Source organism: Chelativorans xinjiangensis (assembly GCF_009812055.1).
Classification (GTDB): domain Bacteria; phylum Pseudomonadota; class Alphaproteobacteria; order Rhizobiales; family Rhizobiaceae; genus Chelativorans; species Chelativorans xinjiangense.
The window spans coordinates 178,380-202,603 of the sequence record NZ_WQNH01000003.1; the positions used below are offsets into that span (position 1 = coordinate 178,380).

The following is a 24,224-nucleotide window of genomic DNA, read 5'->3' on the forward strand; positions in this document are numbered from 1 at the left end:
CGCTTACTCGCCCGGCTGCTTCTCTTCCAGCGAATGCCGCATGATAAGCGGCATCTGGCTCATGGTGAAGATGAGGGTGATGGGCATGATGCCCCACACCTTGAAGGCCACCCAGGCGTCGGTGGAGAAGGACCGCCACACGACCTCGTTGGCGACCGCCAGGAAGATGAAGAACAACCCCCAGCGCAGCGTCAGCTTGCGCCAGCCTTCCGCATCCAGCTTGAACGCGGAATCGAACACGTAGCCGAGCAGCGACTTGCCGAAGGCGAGCCCGCCGAGAAGCACCGCGGCGAACAGCGTGTTGACGATGGTCGGCTTCATCTTGATGAAGATCTCGCTGTGCAGGTAGAGCGTCAGCGCGCCGAAGACGAAGACGACGACGCCCGATACCAGCGGCATGATGGGCAGCGTGCGCGTGAGGAGCCAGGAGGCGCTGAGCGCGAGCGCCGTCGCCACCATGAAGAGCGCCGTGGCGATGAACAGCGGCCCGCCGAGGCTGCCCAGCGCCGGAAGGCGCTCCGCCAGCCACTCGCCGCGCGCATTGGCGAAGAAGAAGACCATGAGCGGGCCGAGCTCCAGCACCAGCTTGAGGAGCGGGTTGACCGCCTTGCGCTTCGGGTCCGACGGATCGCGTTCGAATATGGTCTTGTCAGTCACTCAGCAACTCCCGCGATCGCTTTTGCGAAATCGCTCGCCGAAAAAGGTTCCAGATCGTCGACCTGTTCGCCGACGCCGATGAAGTAGACAGGCAGCTTGTGCTTTGCCGCGATGGCGACGAGGATGCCGCCGCGCGCCGTGCCGTCGAGCTTGGTCATGACCAGCCCGTTGACCCCCGCAACATTGCGGAAGATTTCGACCTGATTAAGGGCGTTCTGCCCTGTCGTCGCGTCCAGCGTCTGCAGCACCGTGTGCGGCGCTTCCGCATCGTGCTTGCCGAGCACGCGGACGATCTTTTCCAGTTCCGCCATAAGCTCGGCCTTGTTCTGCAGGCGGCCGGCCGTGTCGATGATGAGCACGTCGCTGCCCGCCTGCTTGGCCTGCTCGTAGGCATCCCACGCAAGCCCCGCCGCATCCGCCCCGAGCTTGGAGGCGACCACGGGCGAATTCGTCCGCTCGCCCCAGATCTTGAGCTGCTCGATCGCCGCCGCGCGGAACGTATCGCCCGCCGCCAGCGTCACCGACAGGCCGCCTTCCCTGAGCTTGGCCGCCAGCTTGCCGATGGTCGTCGTCTTGCCGGTGCCGTTGACGCCGACGACGAGGATGACGTGCGGCTTGTGGCCAAGATCGAGCTCCAGCGGCACCGCCACCGGATCGAGCACCTTCTCGATCTCCTCGGCCATCACCGCCTGCACTTCCGCGCCTGAGATGTCCTTGCCATAGCGGCCGACCGACAGCGCGTCCGTCACGCGCATCGCCGTCTCCAGCCCCAGATCGGCGCGTAATAGGACGTCCTCCAGGTCCTGCAGCGTGTCCTCGTCGAGCTTGCGCTTGAGGAAGATGCCGGCAATGTTTTCGCGCAACTCCTTCGAGGAGCGCGACAAGCCTTCGCGCAGCCGCTGGAACCACGGCTTGCGCGGCGCCTGCTCCACCGGGAGCGGTGCTCCTTCGGCCTTGCGCTCGACGGCCTTTGAAACGGTAACCCTGGCTGCGCGCAAACCTTCATCGCCCGCGCCCGCCTCACCTCGCCCTTCGGCAGGTTCAGGATGCCCTTCGGCAGGCTCAGGATGAGGTGAAGCGTCGAGCGCCGCATCCTGCCTGACTGGCTCTGGCTCTGGCTCTGGCTCTGGCTCTGGCTCTGGCTCTGGCTCTGGCTCTGGCTCTGGCTCTGGCTCTGGCTCTGGCTCTGGCTCTGGAAGAGCCTCGGCCGGCTCCTTTTCCCCGGTCAAGGGAGGCGTTGCCTCTTCCCCGGTCGAGGGAGGCGTTGCCTCCGGGGGCGGGGAAGGGGGCCTCGGTTCGGGCGTAGCGGGGACCTCGGGCGCAGGCGTGGACGGCCGCTCCGGGGCGGGTTCGGGAACTTCCCGCGGCGGCTCGGGCACCTCCTGCGGGACCTCGGGCGCGGGCTCCGGGATTTCGGGCTGCGGCTCGGTCGGTTCGTCGGGTACCGGAACGGGTGTGGGCTCCGGCTCGCCCGGTGTTTCCGGCGGCTCCGGCGCCGGGGGCACGTCGGCGGGCTTTTCGGGCCTGGGCTCCGGCTCCGGAACGGTTTCCGGCCTCGGCTCGGTGGCCGGGGTCTCCCCCTCCGCCGACCGTTCCTCGACCGTCTTCTTGCCGAAGGAGAAGACCTTTTTGATGAAACCGAACGCCATGAATTCCTTATGCTCTCAAGCCGCTACCCGTTCAGCGGGAACCGCCGTCAGCCGCGCGCCGTCGTGTCCCGTGATAAAGGCGTCGACGATCTCGCCGGGCTTGCCGGCCTTTATGGCGGCAAGGGTGAAGCCTTCCGTGCGGCCGAGGCCCTTACGCTCAACGAGAACGCGCTGCCGCGTGCCCTCGAGCGCCATAAGGTGCGACCGGTACGCCCCGTCGCCCGCCGCCCGCAGCCGTGCCGCGCGCTCCTTCACCACCGCGCGGGGCAGTAGCGGCATACGCGCCGCCGGTGTGCCCTCGCGCGGCGAGAAGGGGAAGACGTGCAGATGTGTGAGCCCGCATTCCTCGACGATCCTGAGCGAGTTCTGGAACATCGCCTCCGTCTCGGTCGGGAAGCCGGCGATGATGTCCGCGCCGAAGACGGCGTCGGGCCTGAGCCGACGCACCTCGTCGCAGAAACGGATGGAATCGGCCCTCAGATGCCGCCGCTTCATGCGCTTCAGGATCATGTCGTCGCCCGCCTGCAGCGACAGATGCAGATGCGGCATGAGCCGCCCCTCCTCGGCGAGCGCCGCCATAAGGTCGGCGTCCGCCTCGATGGAGTCGATGGAGGAAAGCCTGAGCCGCTTCAATTCCGGTACATACCGCAGGATCGCCCGGGTCAACCGGCCGAGCCGTGGGCTGCCGGGCAGGTCCGCACCATAGCTCGTCAGGTCCACACCCGTCAGCACCACCTCGGTATAACCGTTGTCGACCAGGCGCTTCACCTGGTCCACCACCGCGCCCATGGGCACGGAGCGGGAATTGCCGCGCCCGTATGGGATGATGCAGAAGGTGCAGCGGTGGTCGCAGCCGTTCTGCACCTGCACGAAGGCGCGTGCCCGCCCCTCGATGGCATCCACCATGTGCGAGGCGGTCTCGCGCACCTCCATGATATCGTTGACGCGCACCTTTTCGAAGCGGTTGACGCCGAAATCCGGCAGCGCGCGATAGCTATGGCGTTGCAGCTTCTCCTCGTTGCCGAGAACGAGGTCCACCTCTTCCATCTCGCCGAAGGTGGCCGGCTCCGTCTGCGCCGCACATCCGGTGACGATGATGCGCGCCTCCGGCCTCTCGCGTCTGGCCTTGCGGATCGCCTGCCGCGCCTGGCGCACGGCTTCCGCCGTCACGGCGCAGGTGTTGATGACGACGGCGCCGCCGTCGAGCGCATCGAGCCCTGCAGCGCCGGCCTCGCGCTTGATGACCTCGGACTCGTAGGCGTTGAGCCGGCAGCCGAAGGTGACGACATCCACCGCCATCAGGCCGCCCCCTCCTTCTCGCGTTCCCATTCGCCCGTTGCCGGGTCGAAGCGGCCGGAAAACTCCCATTCCGCCGGCCCGGTCATGACCACGTGGTCGTCTCCACGCCAGAGGATGTCGAGCGGCCCGCCCGGAACGGTGACCGTGACCTGCCGTCCCGTGCGCCCCGTGCGTGCCGCCGCGACGGCCGCCGCACAGGCCGCCGAGCCGCAGGCCCGCGTCAGCCCCGCTCCACGCTCCCAGGTGCGGATGGTCATGGCATCCCGCGCCGTCACGTGGGCGATGGTGATGTTGGCGCGCTCGGGAAACATCGGATGATGCTCGAGGAGCGGCCCGAAGCGTTCCAGGTCGTAGGCGTTCACGTCGCCGTCCACCCAGAAGACCGCGTGCGGATTGCCCATCGATACGACGGAGGGCGAATGCAGCACCGGCGCGTCGATCGGCCCCACCTGCAATTCGATCATGCGCGTGTCGCGGAACTCTTCGGCCAGCGGGATCTCCTGCCAGCCGAAGCGCGGCCGGCCCATATCGACGGAGATCAGCCCGTCCGTATGCTCCTCGGCGTCGAGCACGCCGGCAACGGTTTCGAAGGTGAAGCGGCTCCGCTCGGTCTCGGCGGAAAGCGCCTGCACGACGCAGCGCATGCCGTTGCCGCAGGCCTGCGCCATGCTGCCGTCGGAATTGATGATCTCGACATAATAGTCGGTGCCCGGTGCCTTCGGATCGTGGATGGCCATGATCTGGTCGAAACGGGTTGCCGGATCGGCGGCGAGCGCGACGGCTGCGGCAGGCAGCACGCGATCCGCGCGCCCGCGCATGTCGGCAACGATGATTTCGTTGCCGAGCCCGTTCATCTTTGCGAATTGCGCCAGTTCCGCCATGGGTTCCGATCCCGTCGGGGTTTGGCGCCTATATGGCGGATGACGCCGCAAATTACCAGACACGCGGGGTCTTAGAGCAATTCCAGGAAAAGTGGGAACCGGCTTTCCGGCCGGAATTGCGACAAGACAACGAGTTAGACCAGTTCATCGGTTCCATGAAACGATGAATTGGTCTAGGCGATGGCGATGATTCCGAGGACGGCGAGCAGGAACAGGACAAGGACGAGGAGGATGAGGATTTTTGCCACGGCCATAGCCGCGCCGGCAATGCTGTTGAGGCCAAAAAGGCTCGCTATGGCCGCGATAATAAGAAGGATGAGAACCCATTTGAGCATGGAAATGTCCTTCGCAAGAACGAACGCCTTGCGATAACGCGATCTCCCGCAGCCGGTTCCCTGCCTTTTCGGTACACGCAGCGCGTGCAATAGTGGGTAATTTCTCTACGGAAACCGGTTCTTAACCATGACGGTGTGTGATAATTTCCAATCTTCGCCACGATTGAGCGCAAACAGGAGTGCGATCGAGGGCGCGGACCTTCGGCCCAAAACGGAGAGAGGGATGCTACACTCGAAAACCGGAATTCTCGCCATCTCGCTGTTGGCGCTTGGCTTGGCCGGCTGCCAGTCCGGCCGCTTCGGCACGGCGCAGGCGCCCGCGCCGTTGCCAGCCGCGCCTTCGGGCACGGTAAGCGGAAGCCAGCTTCCCCCGCCGACCGCACCGGCCGACGCCGGCGCATTTCCCGCCGCGCCCAACCAGCCGGGGACCGACGTCGCGGCGCTCGATCCTGAAGCGCAAGCGGCAGCAGCAGCGGCGGCACCCACGATCGACAAGAACAGCCTGCTCGGCTCGTGGTCGGTCAGCTCTGGCGGCTCCAACTGCCAGATGTTCCTGACGCTCACCAAATACGGCAATGCTTCCCGCGGCGGCACGCGCGGCTGTTCGGGAGCGCTCGCTGATATGCGTGGTTGGGACCTCGCGGGAAAGCAGCTCGAGATATATAACGATGCCGGTGACACGATCGCGCGCCTTTATTCGAGCGGCGGCGAACGGCTCGACGGCCAGACCACGACCGGCATGCCCGTCTCGCTCTCCCGCTGAACCGCAGGTGGGGCGCAACCCCGCCATGCCCATGAACCCGCCAGCCTCTTTCCGGTAACGCCCATGTCCCTGCGCGACGGCCTTGTGACGCATCTCACCGTCGCGCAGCGCTACACCCATATGGTGGAAACCGGCGCGGCCACCCACGATGCCGCGCAGGAGAAGGTGGCGGCCGCGCTCGACCGTCTGATCGACCGCATCGAGGAGCGGCGGCTGGCCCGCAAGTCGAGCGCGCTCGGCTGGCTCTTCGCGAAACGCCGCAAGAACGGCCCCGTCACCGGGCTCTATATCCACGGCGGCGTGGGACGCGGCAAGACCATGCTCATGGACCTCTTCTTCGAGCTCCTCCCCGTGCGTGGCAAGCGGCGCGCCCATTTCAACGACTTCATGGCCGATGTGCACGACCGCATCGCCCGCCACCGCGAAGCCCTGAAGAACGGCGAGGCGCGCGAGACGGACCCTATCCCTCCGGTTGCCACCGACCTGGCCAAGCAAGCCTGGGTCCTTTGCTTCGACGAGTTCTCGGTGACGGACATCGCCGACGCCATGATCCTGTCGCGCCTCTTCTCCGCCCTTTTCGCCAAGGGTGTCGTGCTGGTCGCCACTTCCAACGTGGCGCCGGAGGACCTCTACCGCGACGGCCTGAACCGCGGCCTTTTCGAACCCTTCATCGACATCCTGAAGCGCTACACCTCCGTTCTGCACCTCGACGCGACAACGGACTACCGGCTGGAAAAGCTCAATCGCCTGCCGGTATATATGACCCCGCTGAACGCCGAGACGGAGCGCATGATGGACGAGGCGTGGGAGACGGCGACGGACGGGCGGGAAGAAGGCGCGGAGGAACTGACCGTGAAGGGCCGCAAGGCGAGGGTCCCGCGCGCCGCCGGGCGCGCCGCCCGCTTCACCTTCGCCGACCTTTGCCAGCAACCGCTGGGCGCCCGCGACTTCCTCGCCATCGCCGACCGCTTCGATACGCTCTTCATCGACCGCGTGCCGGTGATGGCGCCAGCGCAGCGCAACGAGGCAAAGCGTTTCATCCTGCTTATCGACACCCTTTATGACAGCCGCGTCCGCCTCTTCCTCTCGGCGGAAGCAGGCCCCGACCAGCTTTACAGCGCACCCTCCGGCACGGAGGCCTTCGAGTTCTCGCGCACCGCCTCGCGCCTCATGGAAATGCAGAGCCGCGACTGGATGGAAAAAGGCGCCCGGGCAGCGGCTTCCGTCGCCTGAGCAAGGAAATTTTTTGACGTTTACGTAAATTAAAATACATCTAACCGATTGAAAACATAGAGGCGAAAATAATCGGTTGAATTTCTTTCCGTGACCAACTATGCCAATCGGGATCCTCGGGCTTCTCCTCGTCCTGCCCGAAACCCTGTAATTGCCGGATTTTCACACTCCCGGCGCGTCCAAATGGAATAGGGGATTTTCACCACATGGCTCGCGATAAGATCGCTCTCATCGGCTCCGGCATGATCGGCGGCACGCTCGCCCATCTGGCGGGCCTGAAGGAACTGGGGGATGTCGTCCTGTTCGATATCGCCGAAGGCATCCCGCAGGGCAAGGCGCTCGACATCGCCGAGTCCTCCCCGGTCGAAGGTTTCGACGCCAAGTTCCTGGGCGCCAACGACTACTCGGCGATCGAGGGGGCCGACGTGTGCATTGTCACCGCCGGCGTGCCGCGCAAGCCGGGCATGAGCCGCGACGACCTTCTCGGCATCAACCTGAAAGTGATGGAGCAGGTGGGCGCCGGCATCAGGAAATACGCGCCGAAAGCCTTCGTCATCTGCATCACCAACCCGCTGGACGCCATGGTCTGGGCGCTGCAGAAATTCTCCGGCCTGCCGAAGAGCCATGTCGTCGGCATGGCCGGCATGCTCGACTCCGCCCGCTTCCGCCATTTCCTCGCCGAGGAATTCAAGGTCTCCGTCGAGGACGTGACGGCCTTCGTGTTGGGCGGCCACGGGGACTCGATGGTGCCGCTCACCCGCTACTCAACGGTCGCCGGCATCCCCATCCCCGATCTCGTCAAGATGGGCTGGACCTCGAAGGAGAAGATCGACCAGATCGTCCAGCGCACGCGCGACGGCGGCGCCGAGATCGTCGGCCTCCTGAAGTCGGGCTCCGCCTATTACGCTCCCGCGTCCGCGGCCATCGCCATGGCCGAGAGCTACCTGAAGGACAAGAAGCGCGTCCTGCCCTGCGCGGCTCACCTTTCCGGCCAGTACGGTGTCAAGGATTTCTATGTCGGCGTACCGGCCGTGATCGGCGCCGACGGCGTCGAGCGTGTTATCGAGATCGACCTCAACAAGGCCGAGCAGAAGATGTTCGAAAGCTCGGTCGGAGCCGTCGTCGGCCTGTGCGAGGCCTGCGCAGAGATCGCGCCCAACCTGAAGAAGTAGGACCCGGCCCATGAACATCCACGAATACCAGGCCAAGCAACTGCTCAAGGGCTACGGCGCCCCCGTCGCCGAGGGCGTTCCGGTCTTCAAGCGGGAAGAGGCGGAGGCCGCCGCCAGGAAACTGCCCGGCCCGCTCTATGTCGTGAAGAGCCAGATCCACGCCGGCGGGCGCGGCAAGGGCAAGTTCAAGGAGCTCGGCCCCGACGCCAAGGGCGGCGTGCGGCTTGCCAAGAGCGTCGAGGAGGTGGTTGCCCACACCAGCGAGATGCTCGGCAACACGCTGGTGACCAAGCAGACCGGCCCCGAGGGCAAGCAGGTGAACCGCCTCTATATCGAGGACGGCGCCGACATCGACCGCGAGCTTTACCTCTCCATCCTGATCGACCGCACCGTCGGCCGCCCGGCCTTCGTCGTCTCCACCGAGGGCGGCATGGACATCGAGGCGGTGGCCGAGGAGACGCCGGAAAAGATCCTGACGCTGGCCATCGACCCGGATAAAGGCGTGACGGCGGAGGATATCGCCAAACTCAACGCCGCGCTGAAGCTCGAAGGCGACGCGGCGAAGGACGGCGAGACGCTGTTCCCCATCCTCTATAAGGCCTTCACCGAGAAGGACATGAGCCTTCTGGAGGTCAACCCGCTGATCGTCATGGAGAACGGCCGCCTGCGCGTGCTCGACGCCAAGGTCTCCTTCGACAACAACGCCCTCTTCCGCCATGAGGACGTCGTCGCGCTGCGCGACACGACGGAGGAGGACGAGAAGGAGATCGAGGCCTCCAAATACGACCTCGCCTATGTGGCGCTCGACGGCAATATCGGCTGCATGGTCAACGGCGCCGGGCTTGCCATGGCGACCATGGACATCATCAAGCTCTACGGCGCCGAGCCCGCCAACTTCCTCGACGTCGGCGGCGGCGCTTCGAAGGAGAAGGTGACGGCCGCCTTCAAGATCATTACCGCCGACCCGAACGTGAAGGGCATCCTCGTCAACATCTTCGGCGGCATCATGCGCTGCGACGTGATCGCCGAGGGCGTCATCGCCGCGGTGAAGGAAGTGGGCCTGAAGGTGCCGCTGGTCGTGCGGCTTGAGGGCACCAACGTCGCGCTCGGCAAGAAGATCATCTCGGAGAGCGGGCTGAACGTCATCCCCGCCGATGATCTCGACGACGCGGCGAAGAAGATCGTGGCGGCGGTGGGGAGTTGAGATTTTACACATAATCACACATATTAAGACTGTGTGATTATGTGGAGGTTGCGATGAAGAACGTGACGCTGGCCATTGACGAGACACTGCTTGAGCAAGCCCGCAAGCTCGCCGAGAAGCGGAAGACCACGCTCAACGCGATGGTCCGCGGCCTGCTTGCCCACGAGGTCGAGCAGGAAGATCGGATCGCGTGGGCGAAGGAAGGCATGCGGCGGCTGATGGAAGAAAGGCCTCTCGATTTAGGGCCTGCCTATGAGTGGAACCGGGACGAGATCTATGCCGAACGAGAGGATCGAATGCTTTCTCGACTCGAACGTCCTCCTCTACGCGGCTTCGGAGAGGACACGTGATCCGCTTCGTCACGACATCGCACATGACCTCGTTCTCGGGACGCTTTTCGGCGTATCGGGTCAGACGCTTGCCGAGTTTGCCAATGTCGCGCGCCGCAAGTCTCTCGCCAATGACGGTGTGGTGGACCGGTGGTTGGCATTTCTCGGGCAGCTTCCGTTCGTGCCAGTCGATCAGGCCTATGTCGCCGCGGGGCTTCGCATGGCCAGAAGGTACCAGCTCAAATACCATGACGCGGCGCTGCTCGGCGCGGCGGAGCGGCTCGGTGCGCCCGTTTTCTACACCGAAGACCTCAACCACAACCAGATTTACGGGTCTGTCCGAGCCGTGAACCCGTTTCTCGAACAGTGATAGCCATCGCAGAAGAACGAGCCTGATGCCACCCCGAAAGATCAATCTCTTGGACGCCGCCGACCGGCAGATTCACAAGGTCTTCGATCCCCACATCGCAGGCGACGTGAACGATTCGCAGGTCAAGATCGCCAAGTTCGGCGAGGTGTTCGACTGGCACGCCCACGACAACGAGGACGAGGCCTTTCTCGTCCTGCGCGGCCGCATCGCCATCGACTTCCGTGACGGCTCCGTTGAGCTGGACGAGGGCGAGTTCGTCGTCGTGCCGAAGACCGTCGAGCACCGCCCCCGCTCGCTCACTCCCGAGCCCGTCGTCCTCATGTTCGAGCCTGCCACGACCCTCAACACGGGCAACGCCGAGAGTGATTTGACTGTCACCGAGTTGAAGCGGCTTTAGGAGAAAGAATGTCCATCCTCGTCAACAAAGACACCAGGGTTCTCGTCCAGGGCCTTACCGGCAAGACCGGCACCTTTCATACCGAGCAGGCGCTTGCCTATAACGGCACGAAGATGGTGGGCGGCGTCCACCCGAAGAAGGGCGGCGAGACCTGGGGCTCGGTCGAAAGCGGCGCGCAGCTTCCCATCTTCGCCTCCGTGGCCGAGGGCAAGGAGAAGACGGGGGCGAACGCTTCCGTGATCTACGTGCCGCCGGCAGGGGCGGCAGCCGCCATCATCGAGGCGATCGAGGCGGAAATCCCGCTCATCGTCTGCATCACCGAAGGGATTCCCGTGATTGACATGGTCAAGGTCAAGGCGCGGCTCGACAAGTCGAATTCCCGCCTGATCGGGCCGAACTGCCCGGGCGTGCTTACCCCCGACGAATGCAAGATCGGCATCATGCCGGGCAATATCTTCAAGAAGGGCTCGGTGGGCGTTGTATCGCGCTCCGGCACGCTTACCTATGAGGCCGTGTTCCAGACCACCAACGAGGGGCTCGGCCAGACGACAGCCGTCGGCATCGGCGGCGATCCCGTGAAGGGCACGGAGTTCATCGACGTCTTGGAGATGTTCCTGGCCGACGAGGCGACGGAATCCATCGTCATGATTGGCGAGATCGGCGGCTCGGCGGAAGAGGATGCAGCGCAGTTCATCCTGGACGAGGCGAAAAAGGGCCGCAAGAAGCCGATGGCGGGCTTCATCGCCGGCCGCACCGCCCCTCCCGGACGCACCATGGGCCACGCCGGCGCGGTGATCTCCGGCGGCAAGGGCGGCGCCGAAGACAAGATCGAAGCCATGGAGCGCGCCGGCATCAGGGTCTCGCCCTCGCCCGCGCGCCTTGGAAAAACCCTTGTCGAGGCGATCAAGGGTTGAAAAGTTCTGGAACGCCGACCGGCGCAATCCGGTTGGCGTCCGGTAAAGTGAGTGTAACGAGTAGGACGAAAAGCGTCCGCAACGGCCGGGGTTGAAGGCCGAAACATAAGGAGACGGAGCGAAAGGCTCCGGAAATGGCGATGGCGCGGCAAGATCAGGCCAACGACGAATTCTCCCTCACATCCTTCCTCTACGGCGGCAACGCCGCCTATATCGAGGAACTCTACGCCGACTACGAGGCCGATCCGGCTTCGGTCAACGAGGACTGGCGGGCCTATTTCAGCCAGCTCAAGGACAGTGCGGTGGACGTGAAGAAGGCCGCCGCCGGCGCCTCGTGGAAGAAGAAGGGCTGGCCGATCACCGCCAATGGCGAGCTGGTCTCGGCCCTCGACGGCGACTGGGGGCCGCTGGAGAGCCATTTCGACAACAAGATAAGGGAAAAGGCGGCCAAGATAGGCGCCGCGATGACGGAAGCCGAGGTGCAGCGCGCCACGCGGGATTCCGTCCGCGCCATCATGATGATCCGCGCCTACCGCATGCGCGGGCATCTGCACGCCGATCTCGACCCCCTGGGCATCGCCAAGCCGCTGGAGGATTACAACGAGCTCTCGCCCGAGGCCTACGGCTTCACCGAGGCCGATTTCGACCGGCCGATCTTCATCGACAACGTTCTTGGGCTCGAGACCGCCACCATCCGCGACATGCTGGCGATCCTCAAGCGCACCTATTGCTCGACGCTGGGCGTCGAGTTCATGCACATCTCCAACCCCGAGGAGAAGGCCTGGATCCAGGAACGCATCGAGGGGCCGGACAAAGGGGTGGACTTCACCGCCAACGGCAAGAAGGCCATCCTGCAGAAGCTGATCGAGGCGGAAGGCTTCGAGCAATTCATCGACGTGAAATACAAGGGCACCAAGCGCTTCGGCCTCGATGGCGGCGAAGCGCTGATCCCGGCGCTCGAGCAGATCATCAAGCGCGGCGGCCAATTGGGCCTGAAGGAGATCGTGCTAGGCATGGCCCATCGCGGCCGCCTCAACGTGCTTAGCCAAGTCCTGGCCAAGCCGCACCGCGCCATCTTCCACGAGTTCAAGGGCGGCTCCGCCGCGCCCGACGACGTGGAGGGCTCCGGCGATGTGAAATACCACCTCGGCGCCTCCTCCGACCGCGAGTTCGACGGCAACACGGTGCACCTGTCGCTGACGGCCAACCCCTCGCATCTGGAGATCGTCAACCCGGTCGTCATGGGCAAGGCGCGCGCCAAGCAGGACCAGGTCTATGGCCGCACGCGCGAGGAGGTCGTACCGCTGCCCGAGCGCGCCCGCGTCATGCCGCTGCTCCTGCACGGCGACGCCGCCTTCGCCGGGCAGGGCGTGGTGGCCGAGTGCTTCGGGCTTTCCGGCCTGCGCGGCCATCGCGTGGCGGGCACCGTGCATTTCATCATCAACAACCAGATCGGCTTCACCACCAATCCGCGCTTCTCGCGCTCCTCGCCCTACCCCTCGGACGTGGCGAAGATGATCGAGGCGCCGATCTTCCACGTGAACGGCGACGACCCGGAGGCGGTCGTCTATGCGGCAAAGGTGGCGACCGAGTTCCGCATGCAGTTCCACAAGCCTGTCGTCATCGACATGTTCTGCTACCGCCGCTACGGCCACAACGAGGCCGACGAGCCGGCGTTCACGCAGCCGATCATGTACCGCGAGATCCGCAAGCACCCGACGACCGGCGCGATCTATTCCAAGAAGCTCTTGGACGAGGGCCTCGTCACCGACGACGAGATCGAGCAGATGAAGGCGGACTGGCGCTCCCAGTTGGAGGCCGAGTTCGAGGCCGGCCAGTCCTACAAGCCCAACAAGGCCGACTGGCTGGACGGTGCCTGGTCCGGCTTGAGAAAAGCCGACAACGAGGACGAGCAGCGCCGCGGCAAGACTGCCGTTCCGGTGAAGACCCTGAAGGAAATCGGCAAGAAGCTGACCGAGGTGCCCGAGGATTTCGAGGTCCACCGCACCGCCCAGCGCTTCCTCGACAACCGCAAGAAGATGATGGAGTCGGGCGAAGGCATAGACTGGGCGACGGCCGAAGCGCTCGCCTTCGGCTCCATCCTTCTGGAGGGCAATCCGGTGCGCCTGTCCGGCCAGGATTCCGAGCGCGGCACCTTTTCCCAGCGCCACTCCGTGCTCTACGATCAGCGCGACGAGAACCGCTTCATCCCGCTCAACAACCTGGGGCCCCAGCAGTCCTACTACGAGGTCATCAACTCGATGCTCTCCGAGGAGGCCGTGCTTGGCTTCGAATACGGCTATTCGCTGGCCGAGCCGCGCGCGCTGACGCTCTGGGAAGCCCAGTTCGGCGACTTCGCCAACGGCGCCCAGGTGGTCATCGACCAGTTCATCTCGTCCGGCGAGCGCAAGTGGCTCAGGATGTCGGGCCTGGTCTGCCTGCTTCCGCACGGCTATGAGGGCCAGGGGCCGGAGCACTCTTCCGCACGCCTGGAGCGCTTCCTGCAGATGTGCGCCGAGGACAATATGCAGGTGGCGAACGTCACCACGCCGGCAAACTACTTCCACATCCTGCGCCGGCAGTTGAAGCGCGACTTCCGCAAGCCGCTCATCCTGATGACGCCGAAATCGCTCCTGCGCCACAAGCGGGCGGTCTCCACCCTGCCGGAAATGTCCGGCGAGAGCTCCTTCCATCGGCTCCTGTGGGACGATGCGCAGTATCTCGACAAGGAGATCAAGCTCGTCAAGGATTCGAAGATCCGCCGCGTCGTCATGTGCTCCGGCAAGGTCTACTACGACCTCTACGAGGAGCGCGAGAAGCGCGGCATCAACGACATCTACCTGTTGCGTGTCGAGCAGCTCTACCCCTTCCCGGCAAAGGCGCTGATCACCGAATTGTCGCGTTTCCGCAATGCGGAGATGGTCTGGTGCCAGGAGGAGCCCAAGAACATGGGCGCCTGGTCCTTCATCGACCCCTATCTGGAATGGGTGCTGCAGCACATCGAGGCCAAACACCAGCGCGTGCGCTACACCGGCCGTCCCGCCGCCGCCTCGCCGGCGACGGGGCTCATGTCGAAACATATGGAGCAGCTCGCGGCCTTCCTGGAAGACGCGTTGGGCAGCTAGAGCATGATCCCGAAAGTGGATAGTTTCGGATAAGATCATGCTGAAACAATGAGATAGATCGTGATACCGAATCCACGAAGAGGTATCACGATCTAGCAACCGATCGAACAGAACCAACGGAAACAGATCCATGGCCACCGAAATCCGCGTTCCCACACTGGGCGAATCCGTCACCGAGGCGACCATCGGCCGCTGGTTCAAGAATGTCGGCGACGCCATCAAGATCGATGAGCCGATCGTCGAATTGGAGACCGACAAGGTGACCGTCGAGGTCCCCGCCCCCGCCGCCGGCACGCTCGAGGAGGTCGCCGTCAAGGAAGGCGAAACGGTGGAAGTCGGTGCGCTTCTGGGTGCCATCGCCGACGGCAAGGCGGCCGGCGCCGAGAAGCCGGCGGAAAAGCCCGCGAAGAAGGAAAAGGCAGAGGGACAGGTGAAGGCGGAGAAAGTCGAGGGACCGGCCGGCGCGGGCGGCAAGCTCGTCGAGGTCAATGTGCCTTCGGCCGGCGAATCCGTCACCGAGGCCGAGGTCGGCGAGATCTACAAGAAGGTCGGCGACGTGGTGAAGGCCGACGAGGCCATCTTGGAGCTGGAGACCGACAAGGCCGCTCAGGAGATCATGGCGCCCGTCACCGGCGTGCTGCGCGAACTCATGGTGAAGACGGGCGATGAGGTTCAGGTCGGCGCCCTTCTCGCCCGCATCGAGGAGGGCGTGGCAGACACCACCGCCGTGAAGAGGGAAAGCGGCGAGGCAGCGGCAGCGCCCGCCGAAAAAGAGACCGGCGCCGAGGAAACGGCCCGCCCGCCCGCACCCTCCGCCGCCAAACTGTTGAAGGAGCAGGGGCTGAAGGCCTCCGAGATGACCGGCACCGGCAAGGACGGCCAGGTGCTCAAGGGAGACGTGCTGGCGGCGATGGAGCAGCGCGGCCGCGCCGCGCCCAGCGAGCCCGCCGAGGCGCCGAAGGTCGCCCGCGCGCCCGCGCCGGCCGAAGACAAGGAGCGCGAGGAGCGCGTGAAGATGACGCGCCTGCGCCAGACAATCGCCCGCAGGCTCAAGGAGGCGCAGCAGACGGCTGCCATGCTCACCACCTTCAACGAGGTGGACATGACGGCGGTGATGGACCTGCGCAAGAAGTACAAGGACCTGTTCGAGAAGAAGCACGGCGTGAAGCTGGGCTTCATGGGCTTCTTCACGAAGGCGGTGTGCCACGCGCTGCATGAGATCCCGGCAGTGAACGCCGAGATCGACGGCACCGACATCGTCTACAAGAACTTCTGCCACATCGGCGTCGCCGTCGGCACAGAGCGCGGCCTTGTCGTTCCCGTCGTGCGCGATGCCGACCGCATGGGGATCGCCGAGGCAGAGAAGGAGATTGGCCGGCTGGGCGCGGCCGCCCGCGACGGCAAATTGTCGATGGCCGAGATGCAGGGCGGCACCTTCACCATCTCCAATGGCGGCGTCTACGGCTCACTGATGTCGACACCAATACTGAACGCCCCGCAGTCGGGCATCCTCGGCATGCACAAGATCCAGGAACGGCCGATGGTCGTCGGCGGCGAGATTAAGATCCGCCCGATGATGTACCTGGCGCTCTCCTACGATCACCGCATCGTCGACGGCAAGGAAGCGGTGACCTTCCTCGTGCGCGTCAAGGAGGTGCTGGAGGATCCGGAGCGGCTGGTGCTCGATCTTTAGGATAAGGAAGGGTCAGGGGGACTTGCTCATGTCCGGAGACGACGATTCTCTGTCACGCCCCCCTCTGCCCTGCCGGGCACCTCCCCCACGAGGGGGGAGATTGCGCCTGCCGCGTGCTTCGGCGTTTCTCCCGCCACGTGCTTCTGCGTTTCTCCTGCCACGCCGAAGATTGGCGAAGCCATCGATGACAGCTGATCTCCCCCCTCGTGGGGGAGATGCCCGGCAGAGCAGAGGGGGGCGCGAAGGGGCGCTGACCTTTCCGGATAGCCGACCGTCCCGCCCCACCTTCCCGGAGTCCCGCCGATGAGCATCGAGTTCCTCGTCACCTCCCTGATCGTCATCCTCATCCCCGGCACCGGCGTCGTCTACACCGTCGCTACGGGCCTTGCGGCCGGTCGCAGGGCGAGTTTCGCCGCTGCCTTCGGCTGCACGCTCGGCATCCTGCCGGCCCTCTTTGCTTCCGTTGTCGGCCTTGCCGCCCTTCTCCACACGAGTGCGCTGTTGTTCCAGGCGATCAAGCTCGCCGGCGTCGCCTATCTTCTCTATCTCGCCTGGCAGACCCTGAAGGAAGCAGGCCCGCTCAGGATCAATGCCGGCGAACGCCGGCCGCTGGCCGCGATGGCGGTCGTCAGGACCGGCTTCCTGATCAACATCCTCAACCCGAAGCTTTCCCTCTTCTTCCTCGCCTTCCTGCCGCAGTTCATCGATCCCGCCGCCGGCTCGGTCAGCCAGATGCTCATCCTCGGCGCCGTCTTCATGGCCATGACCTTTGCCGTCTTCCTCGTCTATGGCGGCTTCGCCGCCCTCGTCGGCGAGAAGGTCTTGAGAAGCGAGACGGTGATGAAGTGGATGCGGCGCGCGACGGCCGCCGCCTTTGCCGGCTTTGGCCTGCGCCTCGCCTTCGCTGACCGATAATCCTCACCGAACCAACACGCCGCCTTCCACCCCAAACGGAGAGAACGATGCCCACCACCTACGACGTCGTCGTGATCGGAACCGGCCCCGGAGGCTATGTCTGCGCCATCAAGGCAGCCCAACTCGGCCTGAAGACGGCAGTGGTGGAGAAGCGGCCGAACCATGGCGGCACCTGCGTCAATGTCGGCTGCATCCCGTCGAAGGCGCTGCTGCATGCCACCGAGATGTTCGCCGAGGCCGGGCATTCCTTTGCCGACCTCGGCATCGACGTCGGAAAGCCGAAATTCGACCTGAAAAAGATGCTGGCCCACAAGGACAAGACGGTCGAGCAGAACGTCAAGGGCCTCGACTTCCTGATGAAGAAGAACAAGATCGACGTCTTCCGCGGCACCGGCAGGATCGCCGCCGCCGGCAAGGTGGTGGTCGCCGGCGAGGACGGCAAGGAAGAGACGGTCGAGACGAAGAACATCGTCATCGCCACCGGCTCGGACGTCGCCGGCATCCCCGGCGTCGACGTCAAGTTCGACGAGAAGGTGATCGTCTCCTCCACCGGCGCGCTGGAGCTGACCAAGGTGCCGGAGACCATGGTGGTGGTCGGCGGCGGCGTCATCGGGCTGGAGTTGGGCTCGGTGTGGGCGCGGCTGGGCGCCAAGGTGACGGTCGTCGAATATCTCGACACCCTCCTTGCCGGCATGGACGGCGAGGTGGCCAAGCAGTTCCAGCGCATGCTGTCCAAGCAGGGCTTCACCTTCCACCTGGGCGCCAAGGTGACGGACGTCTCCAAGGCGGGCAAAGGCGCCAAGGTGACCTTCGAGCCGACCAACGGCGATGCCTCCCAGACCGTCGAGGCCGCCGTCGTTCTGGTGGCCACCGGCCGCAGGCCCTTCACCGACGGGCTGGGGCTGAAGGAAGCGGGCGTGGAGGTGGACGAGCGCGGCCGCGTGAAGACCGATGGGCACCTGGGAACCAACGTGAAGGGCATCTACGCCATTGGCGACGTGATCGCCGGTCCGATGCTCGCCCACAAGGCCGAGGACGAGGGCGTCGCCGTTGCCGAGATCATCGCCGGCCAGGCCGGCCACGTGAACTACGACGTCATCCCCGGCGTCGTCTATACGAGCCCCGAGATCGCCTCCGTCGGCAAGACGGAGGAGGAGCTGAAGAAAGCCGGCGTGGAATACAACGCCGGCAAATTCCCCTTCAGCGCCAACGGCCGCGCCCGCTCCATGCTGCACACGGACGGTTTCGTGAAGATCCTCGCCGACAAGAAGACCGACCGCGTGCTCGGCGCGCATATCGTCGGTTTCGGCGCCGGCGAGATGATCCACGAGGCGGCGGTGCTGATGGAGTTCGGCGGCTCGTCCGAGGATCTCGCCCGCACCTGCCACGCCCACCCGACCATGTCGGAAGCGGTCAAGGAGGCCGCGCTCGCCACCTTCGCCAAGCCGATCCATTCCTGACTGGAAGCGCGCCGACCTTACAGCGCCGTGCGTCCTTTAGGACGCACAAAGGACGCTGTAGGTGATTGAATCTACGCATCGTGCTTCTCGAAAATCGATTCCGATTTTCGAGCCGATGCGTTAGTCGGCGCGGCTGACCGTGTAGCCTTCCTCGCGCAGCAGCGCGACAAGCCCCGTCTCGCCCGGCAGATGCAGCGCGCCGACGGCGATGAAGGCTCCGCCCTCCTCGAGCAGGGGAATGGCCCGCTCGGCCATGACCCTGTTGCGGGCCTTGATCAGTTTCTCCTCGAAGGCCGCGGAGCCGGCCGCGAACTGTGCGCCTTGCGGCAGCAGGCTCGTGATCGCCGGCAGGACCATGCCGATATCACCGTCGAGATAGAGCCCGATCATGGTTTCGGTGACGTCGTCCACGTTCTCGCCCAGGTCGATCGTGCTGATAAGCCCCTCGATATGCATCTCCATCGGCAGCGAGGCTATGGCCGAAAACTGCTCTCTCGCCGTTTCGAGGCCGACAAGCCGCTTGCCCGCCGCCCTCGCGTCCCTTGCAAGCTTGTCATCGAGCACCACCGCGCCCGCCTCCTGCCGCTCCACCTCGCAGGCCGGCTGCGCGACGAGCGAGAGAAGCATCCACGGCTTCAGCTTGACGACGCTCTGGAGCGGCACGCCGTAGGTTTGAAGAGCGGTGCGAAGCCGCTCCTGCTCTTCGAGCGTCAGATGGTCGGTCAGCGCCTCTCCGGGCGGGAACATCATCAGCTCCGGCGTTTCCGCCAGAGCCGCCATCAACACCTTCTGGTCGAGCACGTCCGTGGTCTCGATGGCGACGGTATCCGCTGCGGCGAAGGCGGCTTGTGCCGCGGCCGGCATCGCCACCACCCGCGGGTCCGTCATGTGCATTGTGCCGAACAGGAAGGAGGGCGCGCCGCCCCTCCCCTCGACACGCCACAACAGCCCCTCGCCATTGGGCGTGGCCGCGGCCTCCTCCCGCATCCGCCGCAAAAGCGCCGGATCGCGCTCGGAAAGCGCTTCGACGAGATTGGTGCCCTCGCAGGCCACCTCCTCGGCGCGGGCACGCCCGCTGACAAGAACCAGCACCGCTGCGAAGAACAGTACGAACAGGAGATTGACCGCCGCCACGAGGCTCAGCGAAAGGGCGGCAACGCGGTCGGCGAGGGCACGGGTTCGTTTCATGGGTTCGTTGTTACCGCATGAAAGCGGCAAAAACCGTTAAGCCGGCCATGCAAATTGCGCTCTTCACGCACGCGGATGCGCATTGTCGTAGATCTCCAGGAGCCGCGAGGTATCGACTGCCGTGTAAACCTGCGTCGTCGACAGGCTGGCGTGGCCCAAAAGCTCCTGGATGGCGCGCAGGTCGCCGCCGCGGCCAAGCAGATGGGTGGCGAAAGAGTGGCGGAGCGCATGCGGCGTTGCCGTCTCCGGCAGGTTGAGCGCGGAGCGCATCTTCTTCATCTCGCGCTGGACGATGGCCGGCTGCAGGGCTCCGCCCCGTACGCCGCGGAAAAGCGGCGCCTCGGCGCTGAGATGATAAGGGCAGAGCCGGCGGTATTCGGCAACGGCCTGGAAGACCACCGGCAGCACCGGCACCACCCGGGTCTTACCACCCTTGCCCGTCACGCGCAGCGTGCTGTCTCCGGCCGTCGCGACGTCTCCGCCCCTAAGGGCAAGCGCTTCGCCGATGCGCAGGCCCGCGCCGTAGAGCAGCGCAAGCACGGCGGCATTGCGCGCGGCGACCCACGGCTCCTCCGCAAGCTGCCCCTCGCCCGAGGCGACGCGCCGCGCATCGGCCGCCGTCAGCGGCTTCGGCAGGCCCTTCGGCGCCCGTGGCGCGCGCAGCGCCCCGGCGCCCGCCGCATTCACCAGCCCGCGACGCTCCAGATAGCGCAGCAGCGAGCGGATGCCGGCAAGCCCCCGGCCGAGCGTGCGCGCCCCGGCGCCGCCGTTGCGCCGCGAGGCCAGGAAAGCGCGCAGGTCCGCCGGCCGCAGGTCGGCGATCTCGGCGATCCCCGGCGCACCGCCGCAATGGCCGGTGAGAAACTGCAGAAGCTGCCGCGTGTCCCGCTCATAGGCTTCCACTGTCAGCCGCGCCAGCCGCCGCTCTTGGCTGAGCGCGGTCAGCCACGCAGCGCGCGCCCTTTGCAGGTCGGGCTTTGCGGAAACGAGAAATTCTTCGCTCATTCTTCACCCGATGCTAAACCTCAGGGGCGATGGTCCTGCCGTCAGGCAGGCACTGTCGCCCCTTGGGGTTAGCATCGGGTGAAGAATGCCTTGCTATCTCTGGCTCTCGCTCGACAGGATCCGCATCGCCCCGGCCAGGGCCTCGCGGAAGACGGCATCGAAGGAAACGCCGGTGGCCTCCCACGCTTCCGCCCCGTTCTCCGAAACGAGCTGCCAGGTCGATGTCCAGCGAAAAGCCGTCTCGTCCCACACCAGCATCCCGCTCAAAACGACCTCGCCGCCGAGCGCTTCGCGCACGGTCTCCAGCCCGTCGATCCTCGTCGCGCCCAATGATGCGTGGTCGATCGGCACCGCCGCAAGCATCGCCTCGCCCGGCAGCTTCGCCTTCAGCCCGAGGCGCCCTGCAATCTCCGAAAGCGCCTCCCGCTGGCCGATGCCGAGGGTGGAATCGCGCGCCAGCACGAACCGCCGCGCGCCGTTGTCGATACCGATGAGAAGCGTGATGACCGGTCGCTCCGTCCATGGCGCGCGGCCCAGCGTATCGAGCGCCTCATCGATCTTTGCCGGCGAAAAGTCCACCTCAAGGACGTGCGGCCGCTCACGCGTCCCCTGCTCGTCGTGCACCGGAATGCCCGCCATGCGGTCGCGCAGCGAATAGGTCTCGACGAACTCCGCCGCCCGCTTCCCCAGTTCCGCCGCCTCGGGTGAGCCGGCAAGGCTCGTGTCGCCGGAGACTTTCACCAGGACCTCTTCCAGGCAGGCGGCAAAGCCGCGCTGTTTTTCCGCTGCCAGCGTGCCGGTGATGATGGTCATGGCACTGTAGAGCCGATCCGGTTCTTGTGCGCGGACACTTGCCGCGAGGAAGAGCGAAAGCGCGATACACAGTGAGATGGTCGATCTGGCGACGGCGGTGGGCATGAGACACACTGCGGCTGGAAGCTCGAAGGATAGCACAGGCAACTTCGGCAGGCAGCCCGTCTTTATCCGCCCTCCATCTCCTCGCGCAGCATTTCAAGCTCCAGCCACTCCTCCTCCAGCCGCCCACGCTCGCCTCGCTTTTCATCAAGCTCCTTCGTGAGCTGTGAAAAGGCGGCCGCGTTGCGGGCATAGAGCGTGGGGTCGGCGAGCTTTTCCTCCAGCCCGCCGATCTCCGCCCCGAGCGCTTCGATCTTCGAAGGCAGGGTCTCCAGGACGAATTTCTGCTTGTAGGAGAGTTTTCTCGTCCCCGGCTTCGGCTCCCGGCGCGGCGCGGCCGGTTTGTCCGCCTGCTCGGGCACACGCGCCTTACGGCCTGCCAGCCCGACGCCCTTGCGCTGCGCCATCATGTCGGAGTATCCGCCCGCATACTCCGTCCACCGCCCATCGCCCTCCGGCGCAACGGTTGTGGTTACCGTGCGGTCGAGGAAGTCGCGGTCGTGGCTGACCAGGATGACAGTGCCGGGGAAGCCTTCCACCAGTTCCTGCAGGAGGTCGAGCGTCTCCATGTCGAGGTCGTTGGTGGGCTCGTCGAGGACCAGCAGGTTGGCGGGGCGGGAGAGAAGCCGCGCCAGCACCAGCCGCGCCTTTTCGCCGCCGGAAAGCTCGCGCACGGGCGTGCGCATCTGCTCGGGCTTGAAGAGGAGGTCCTGCATATAGGAGACGACGTGCCGCTCCTGCCCGTTGACCACCACGCTGTCGCCGCGGCCGTCGGTGAGGAAGCGGGCCAGCGTCTCGTTCGGATCGAGGGCGGCGCGGTTCTGGTCGAGGGTAGCGACTTCCAGGTTGGCGCCGAGGCGCAGCGTGCCGGCATCGGGCGCGGTGACGCCGATCAGCATCTTGAGCAAGGTCGTCTTGCCCGCCCCGTTGGGGCCGACGAGACCGACCCGGTCGCCGCGCAGGATGCGGGTGGAGAAGTCGCGCACCACCGTGAGGTCGCCGAAGCGCTTCTCGATCCCCCTGGCCTCGATGACGAGCTTGCCTGATTCTGCAGCATCGCTCGCCGTCATGACGGCGATGCCCTCCGGCCCGCGATGGGAGCGGTGGCGGGCGCGCAGGTCCTGAAGCTCGGAGAGCCGGCGCACGTTGCGCTTGCGCCGGGCCGTCACCCCGTAGCGCAACCAGTGCTCCTCGCGGGCGATCTGCCGGCCGAGCTTCTGCTGGTCGCGCTCTTCCTCCTCCAGGAGCTTGTCGCGCCAATCCTCGAAATGGGCAAAGCCCTTGTCGAGTCGCCGCGTCGTGCCACGATCGAGCCACACCGTGGCGCGGCTGACGCGCTCCAGGAAGCGGCGGTCGTGGGAGATCATCACCAGCGCCGAGGAGGAGCGGGAAAGCTCTTCCTCCAGCCATTCGATGGTGGCGAGGTCGAGGTGGTTCGTCGGCTCATCGAGAAGCAACAGGTCCGGCTGCGGTGCGAGAACCTTGGCGAGTGCGGCCCGCCGCGCCTCGCCGCCGGAGAGCGAAGCCGGCTCCTCCTCGCCCGTCAGCCCCAGCTTGCCCAGCACCAGCGCCACGCGGTTTATATCGTCGGCCGGCCCCAGCCCCGCCTCGACATAAGCGCGAACGGTGGCAAAGCCCTGCCAGTCCGGCGCCTGCGGCAGATAGCGCATGGTGGCCGTCGGCTGCCGGAACACCTCGCCCGATTGCGCCTCCACGAGGCCTGCCGCGATCTTCAAGAGGGTGGACTTGCCCGAACCGTTGCGCCCGACGAGTGCGATGCGCTCGCCCGGCCCCACCATCAGCGAGGCGCCGGCAAGCAGCGGCGTGCCGCCGAAGGTGAGGTGGATATCGTCGAGCTTCAGAAGCGGCGGCGCCATGTCAGCCCTTTTCCGGCCTGTGGAGATGCACGATGATCAGCGCCCGGCCCTGGCGCAGCGTGACGGCAAGCTGGCCGCGCACCTCGTTTGAGAGAGTCAGCGAGGAGCCGAAGGGAACCTCCACGGCGTCGAGCGGCCACTTCGCCCCCTCGACGGTGAGGCCCGAAAGCGCGGTGAACGCGAGAATGCTGAACAGCGTTCCCTCGGCATAGTCGAAGCTGTGACGGCGGCCGGTGGTGAGCGGCTGCCCTTCCTGCGCGCCGCTGGTGAGCAGTGTCGGCACGCCGGCCTCGGCAAGCCGCACGGCCTGGGTAAGGTGCAGGTAGCCGTGGTCGGGGCGTGCCCCGCCGAAGGCGCCGACGAGCACCAGCGACGTGGCGCCGAGGCCAAGCGCCGCCTCGATGGCGATGTCGCCGTCCGTCTTGTCCTTATCTCTAGGGTGGACCTCGCGCGGCACGTGCGCGAACGCCTCACTCAGCCCGTCGGACACCGAATCGAAATCCCCCGTCCACAGTTCCGGGGTGATACGAAGCGTCTCGGCATGGCGCATGCCGGAATCGGCGGCGATGACGCGAGCCCCGGCAATCTGGGCGTCGAGTTCGGGCGTGCGGCGAAGCTCGCCGCCAAGCAGGATGGCAAATCGGCTCATGGACGCGGGCATTAGCACGGCGGGCGGGGGAAGCGGAAGCGGCGTGTCCACTTGCGCTCCACACCACCCCGCTCTATCTTCCCGTTCGCTCTAACGGGGTGCCGGCTGCCGACCGGCTGAGAGGCATGTGCCAACCCGCTGAACCTGATCCGGTTTGCACCGGCGGAGGGATTAGACGCTGCGATCAAGGCGCC

Annotated in this window: 22 protein-coding genes and 1 riboswitch; of the genes, 12 read left to right on the top strand and 10 right to left on the bottom strand. The window is 65.6% G+C overall.

Annotated features, from left to right (window positions below):
- Window positions 1–3: 3 nt before the first annotated feature.
- The 5 genes from GM910_RS03950 to GM910_RS03970 all read right to left on the bottom strand — a co-directional run bounded on the left by GM910_RS03950 (window position 4) and on the right by GM910_RS03970 (window position 4,821).
- On the bottom strand, window positions 4–657 hold the full coding sequence (locus tag GM910_RS03950) for a septation protein A (RefSeq protein ID WP_159586212.1): 654 nt from the start codon (window positions 655–657) through the stop codon (window positions 4–6).
- Window positions 654–2,306, bottom strand: coding sequence for a signal recognition particle-docking protein FtsY (gene ftsY / locus GM910_RS03955; protein ID WP_159586213.1), 1,653 nt, complete (start codon window positions 2,304–2,306; stop codon window positions 654–656). The genes GM910_RS03950 and ftsY overlap by 4 nt, the downstream gene beginning before the upstream one ends.
- Before the next feature lie 15 nt (window positions 2,307–2,321).
- Window positions 2,322–3,605 (bottom strand): tRNA (N(6)-L-threonylcarbamoyladenosine(37)-C(2))-methylthiotransferase MtaB, encoded by a 1,284-nt coding sequence (gene mtaB / locus GM910_RS03960; RefSeq protein WP_159586214.1) that lies wholly within the window; start codon window positions 3,603–3,605, stop codon window positions 2,322–2,324.
- Window positions 3,605–4,486, bottom strand: a complete 882-nt coding sequence (gene dapF / locus GM910_RS03965; RefSeq protein ID WP_159586215.1) for a diaminopimelate epimerase — start codon at window positions 4,484–4,486, stop codon at window positions 3,605–3,607. Before dapF ends, mtaB begins: the two co-directional genes overlap by 1 nt.
- 173 nt (window positions 4,487–4,659) lie before the next feature.
- Window positions 4,660–4,821 carry a DUF1328 family protein gene (locus tag GM910_RS03970; protein ID WP_159586216.1) on the bottom strand — a complete coding sequence of 54 codons (162 nt, stop codon included), beginning with the start codon at window positions 4,819–4,821 and terminating at the stop codon, window positions 4,660–4,662.
- A 223-nt stretch (window positions 4,822–5,044) separates the two neighbouring features.
- Between GM910_RS03970 and GM910_RS03975 the strand changes: the two genes are divergently transcribed.
- The 12 genes from GM910_RS03975 to lpdA all read left to right on the top strand — a co-directional run bounded on the left by GM910_RS03975 (window position 5,045) and on the right by lpdA (window position 18,396).
- On the top strand, window positions 5,045–5,584 hold the full coding sequence (locus GM910_RS03975; protein ID WP_159586217.1) for an AprI/Inh family metalloprotease inhibitor: 540 nt from the start codon (window positions 5,045–5,047) through the stop codon (window positions 5,582–5,584).
- A 63-nt stretch (window positions 5,585–5,647) separates the two neighbouring features.
- On the top strand, window positions 5,648–6,817 hold the full coding sequence (gene zapE, locus GM910_RS03980) for a cell division protein ZapE (protein WP_159586218.1): 1,170 nt from the start codon (window positions 5,648–5,650) through the stop codon (window positions 6,815–6,817).
- 206 nt (window positions 6,818–7,023) lie between these two features.
- Complete coding sequence (gene mdh / locus GM910_RS03985) at window positions 7,024–7,989, top strand: malate dehydrogenase (RefSeq protein WP_159586219.1); 966 nt, start codon at window positions 7,024–7,026, stop codon at window positions 7,987–7,989.
- Between the two features lie 10 nt (window positions 7,990–7,999).
- Complete coding sequence (gene sucC, locus GM910_RS03990; RefSeq protein WP_159586220.1) at window positions 8,000–9,193, top strand: ADP-forming succinate--CoA ligase subunit beta; 1,194 nt, start codon at window positions 8,000–8,002, stop codon at window positions 9,191–9,193.
- Between the two features lie 53 nt (window positions 9,194–9,246).
- On the top strand, window positions 9,247–9,543 hold the full coding sequence (locus tag GM910_RS03995) for a hypothetical protein (RefSeq protein ID WP_159586221.1): 297 nt from the start codon (window positions 9,247–9,249) through the stop codon (window positions 9,541–9,543).
- On the top strand, window positions 9,470–9,892 hold the full coding sequence (locus GM910_RS04000) for a PIN domain-containing protein (RefSeq protein WP_159586222.1): 423 nt from the start codon (window positions 9,470–9,472) through the stop codon (window positions 9,890–9,892). Before GM910_RS03995 ends, GM910_RS04000 begins: the two co-directional genes overlap by 74 nt.
- 25 nt (window positions 9,893–9,917) lie before the next feature.
- Complete coding sequence (locus GM910_RS04005; RefSeq protein ID WP_159586223.1) at window positions 9,918–10,289, top strand: cupin domain-containing protein; 372 nt, start codon at window positions 9,918–9,920, stop codon at window positions 10,287–10,289.
- 8 nt (window positions 10,290–10,297) lie between these two features.
- The gene (gene sucD, locus GM910_RS04010) at window positions 10,298–11,203 is read left to right on the top strand and encodes a succinate--CoA ligase subunit alpha (protein ID WP_159586224.1); all 906 of its coding nucleotides are present in this window, start codon (window positions 10,298–10,300) and stop codon (window positions 11,201–11,203) included.
- A 140-nt stretch (window positions 11,204–11,343) separates the two neighbouring features.
- Complete coding sequence (locus GM910_RS04015) at window positions 11,344–14,328, top strand: 2-oxoglutarate dehydrogenase E1 component (protein WP_159586225.1); 2,985 nt, start codon at window positions 11,344–11,346, stop codon at window positions 14,326–14,328.
- Window positions 14,329–14,458: 130 nt separating this feature from the next.
- Entirely contained in the window at window positions 14,459–16,021 is a 1,563-nt protein-coding gene (gene odhB / locus GM910_RS04020) for a 2-oxoglutarate dehydrogenase complex dihydrolipoyllysine-residue succinyltransferase (RefSeq protein WP_159586226.1), read from the top strand.
- A gap of 303 nt (window positions 16,022–16,324) precedes the next feature.
- Window positions 16,325–16,936: a LysE family translocator gene (locus GM910_RS04025; protein WP_159586227.1), complete on the top strand. Its 612-nt coding sequence runs from the start codon at window positions 16,325–16,327 to the stop codon at window positions 16,934–16,936.
- A gap of 47 nt (window positions 16,937–16,983) precedes the next feature.
- The gene (lpdA, locus tag GM910_RS04030; protein ID WP_159586228.1) at window positions 16,984–18,396 is read left to right on the top strand and encodes a dihydrolipoyl dehydrogenase; all 1,413 of its coding nucleotides are present in this window, start codon (window positions 16,984–16,986) and stop codon (window positions 18,394–18,396) included.
- Between the two features lie 120 nt (window positions 18,397–18,516).
- Here lpdA and GM910_RS04035 read toward each other — a convergent pair whose 3' ends face one another.
- From GM910_RS04035 to GM910_RS04055, 5 genes are all read right to left on the bottom strand, one after another.
- Complete coding sequence (locus GM910_RS04035; protein ID WP_159586229.1) at window positions 18,517–19,584, bottom strand: TraB/GumN family protein; 1,068 nt, start codon at window positions 19,582–19,584, stop codon at window positions 18,517–18,519.
- Window positions 19,585–19,647: 63 nt separating this feature from the next.
- Window positions 19,648–20,589, bottom strand: a complete 942-nt coding sequence (locus GM910_RS04040) for a tyrosine recombinase XerC (protein WP_159586230.1) — start codon at window positions 20,587–20,589, stop codon at window positions 19,648–19,650.
- Window positions 20,590–20,682: 93 nt separating this feature from the next.
- On the bottom strand, window positions 20,683–21,507 hold the full coding sequence (locus tag GM910_RS04045; RefSeq protein ID WP_159586231.1) for a DUF2066 domain-containing protein: 825 nt from the start codon (window positions 21,505–21,507) through the stop codon (window positions 20,683–20,685).
- 62 nt (window positions 21,508–21,569) lie between these two features.
- Window positions 21,570–23,381 (bottom strand): ABC-F family ATP-binding cassette domain-containing protein, encoded by a 1,812-nt coding sequence (locus GM910_RS04050; RefSeq protein ID WP_159586232.1) that lies wholly within the window; start codon window positions 23,379–23,381, stop codon window positions 21,570–21,572.
- Window position 23,382: 1 nt separating this feature from the next.
- Complete coding sequence (locus tag GM910_RS04055) at window positions 23,383–24,030, bottom strand: thiamine diphosphokinase (RefSeq protein WP_159586233.1); 648 nt, start codon at window positions 24,028–24,030, stop codon at window positions 23,383–23,385.
- Window positions 24,031–24,114: 84 nt separating this feature from the next.
- Window positions 24,115–24,218, top strand: a riboswitch (TPP riboswitch).
- The last annotated feature ends 6 nt before the right edge of the window (window positions 24,219–24,224 follow it).

Bases quoted from the DNA above. Each gene is read 5' to 3' on its own strand.
- ftsY (WP_159586213.1), bottom strand. From the start codon at position 2,306: ATGGCGTTCGGTTTCATCAAAAAGGTCTTCTCCTTCGGCAAGAAGACG.
- mtaB (WP_159586214.1), bottom strand. From the start codon at position 3,605: ATGGCGGTGGATGTCGTCACCTTCGGCTGCCGGCTCAACGCCTACGAG.
- dapF (WP_159586215.1), bottom strand. From the start codon at position 4,486: ATGGCGGAACTGGCGCAATTCGCAAAGATGAACGGGCTCGGCAACGAA.
- GM910_RS03970 (WP_159586216.1), bottom strand. From the start codon at position 4,821: ATGCTCAAATGGGTTCTCATCCTTCTTATTATCGCGGCCATAGCGAGC.
- GM910_RS03975 (WP_159586217.1), top strand. From the start codon at position 5,045: ATGCTACACTCGAAAACCGGAATTCTCGCCATCTCGCTGTTGGCGCTT.
- zapE (WP_159586218.1), top strand. From the start codon at position 5,648: ATGTCCCTGCGCGACGGCCTTGTGACGCATCTCACCGTCGCGCAGCGC.
- mdh (WP_159586219.1), top strand. From the start codon at position 7,024: ATGGCTCGCGATAAGATCGCTCTCATCGGCTCCGGCATGATCGGCGGC.
- sucC (WP_159586220.1), top strand. From the start codon at position 8,000: ATGAACATCCACGAATACCAGGCCAAGCAACTGCTCAAGGGCTACGGC.
- GM910_RS03995 (WP_159586221.1), top strand. From the start codon at position 9,247: ATGAAGAACGTGACGCTGGCCATTGACGAGACACTGCTTGAGCAAGCC.
- GM910_RS04000 (WP_159586222.1), top strand. From the start codon at position 9,470: ATGCCGAACGAGAGGATCGAATGCTTTCTCGACTCGAACGTCCTCCTC.
- GM910_RS04005 (WP_159586223.1), top strand. From the start codon at position 9,918: ATGCCACCCCGAAAGATCAATCTCTTGGACGCCGCCGACCGGCAGATT.
- sucD (WP_159586224.1), top strand. From the start codon at position 10,298: ATGTCCATCCTCGTCAACAAAGACACCAGGGTTCTCGTCCAGGGCCTT.
- GM910_RS04015 (WP_159586225.1), top strand. From the start codon at position 11,344: ATGGCGCGGCAAGATCAGGCCAACGACGAATTCTCCCTCACATCCTTC.
- odhB (WP_159586226.1), top strand. From the start codon at position 14,459: ATGGCCACCGAAATCCGCGTTCCCACACTGGGCGAATCCGTCACCGAG.
- GM910_RS04025 (WP_159586227.1), top strand. From the start codon at position 16,325: ATGAGCATCGAGTTCCTCGTCACCTCCCTGATCGTCATCCTCATCCCC.
- lpdA (WP_159586228.1), top strand. From the start codon at position 16,984: ATGCCCACCACCTACGACGTCGTCGTGATCGGAACCGGCCCCGGAGGC.
- GM910_RS04035 (WP_159586229.1), bottom strand. From the start codon at position 19,584: ATGAAACGAACCCGTGCCCTCGCCGACCGCGTTGCCGCCCTTTCGCTG.
- GM910_RS04040 (WP_159586230.1), bottom strand. From the start codon at position 20,589: ATGAGCGAAGAATTTCTCGTTTCCGCAAAGCCCGACCTGCAAAGGGCG.
- GM910_RS04045 (WP_159586231.1), bottom strand. From the start codon at position 21,507: ATGCCCACCGCCGTCGCCAGATCGACCATCTCACTGTGTATCGCGCTT.
- GM910_RS04050 (WP_159586232.1), bottom strand. From the start codon at position 23,381: ATGGCGCCGCCGCTTCTGAAGCTCGACGATATCCACCTCACCTTCGGC.
- GM910_RS04055 (WP_159586233.1), bottom strand. From the start codon at position 24,030: ATGAGCCGATTTGCCATCCTGCTTGGCGGCGAGCTTCGCCGCACGCCC.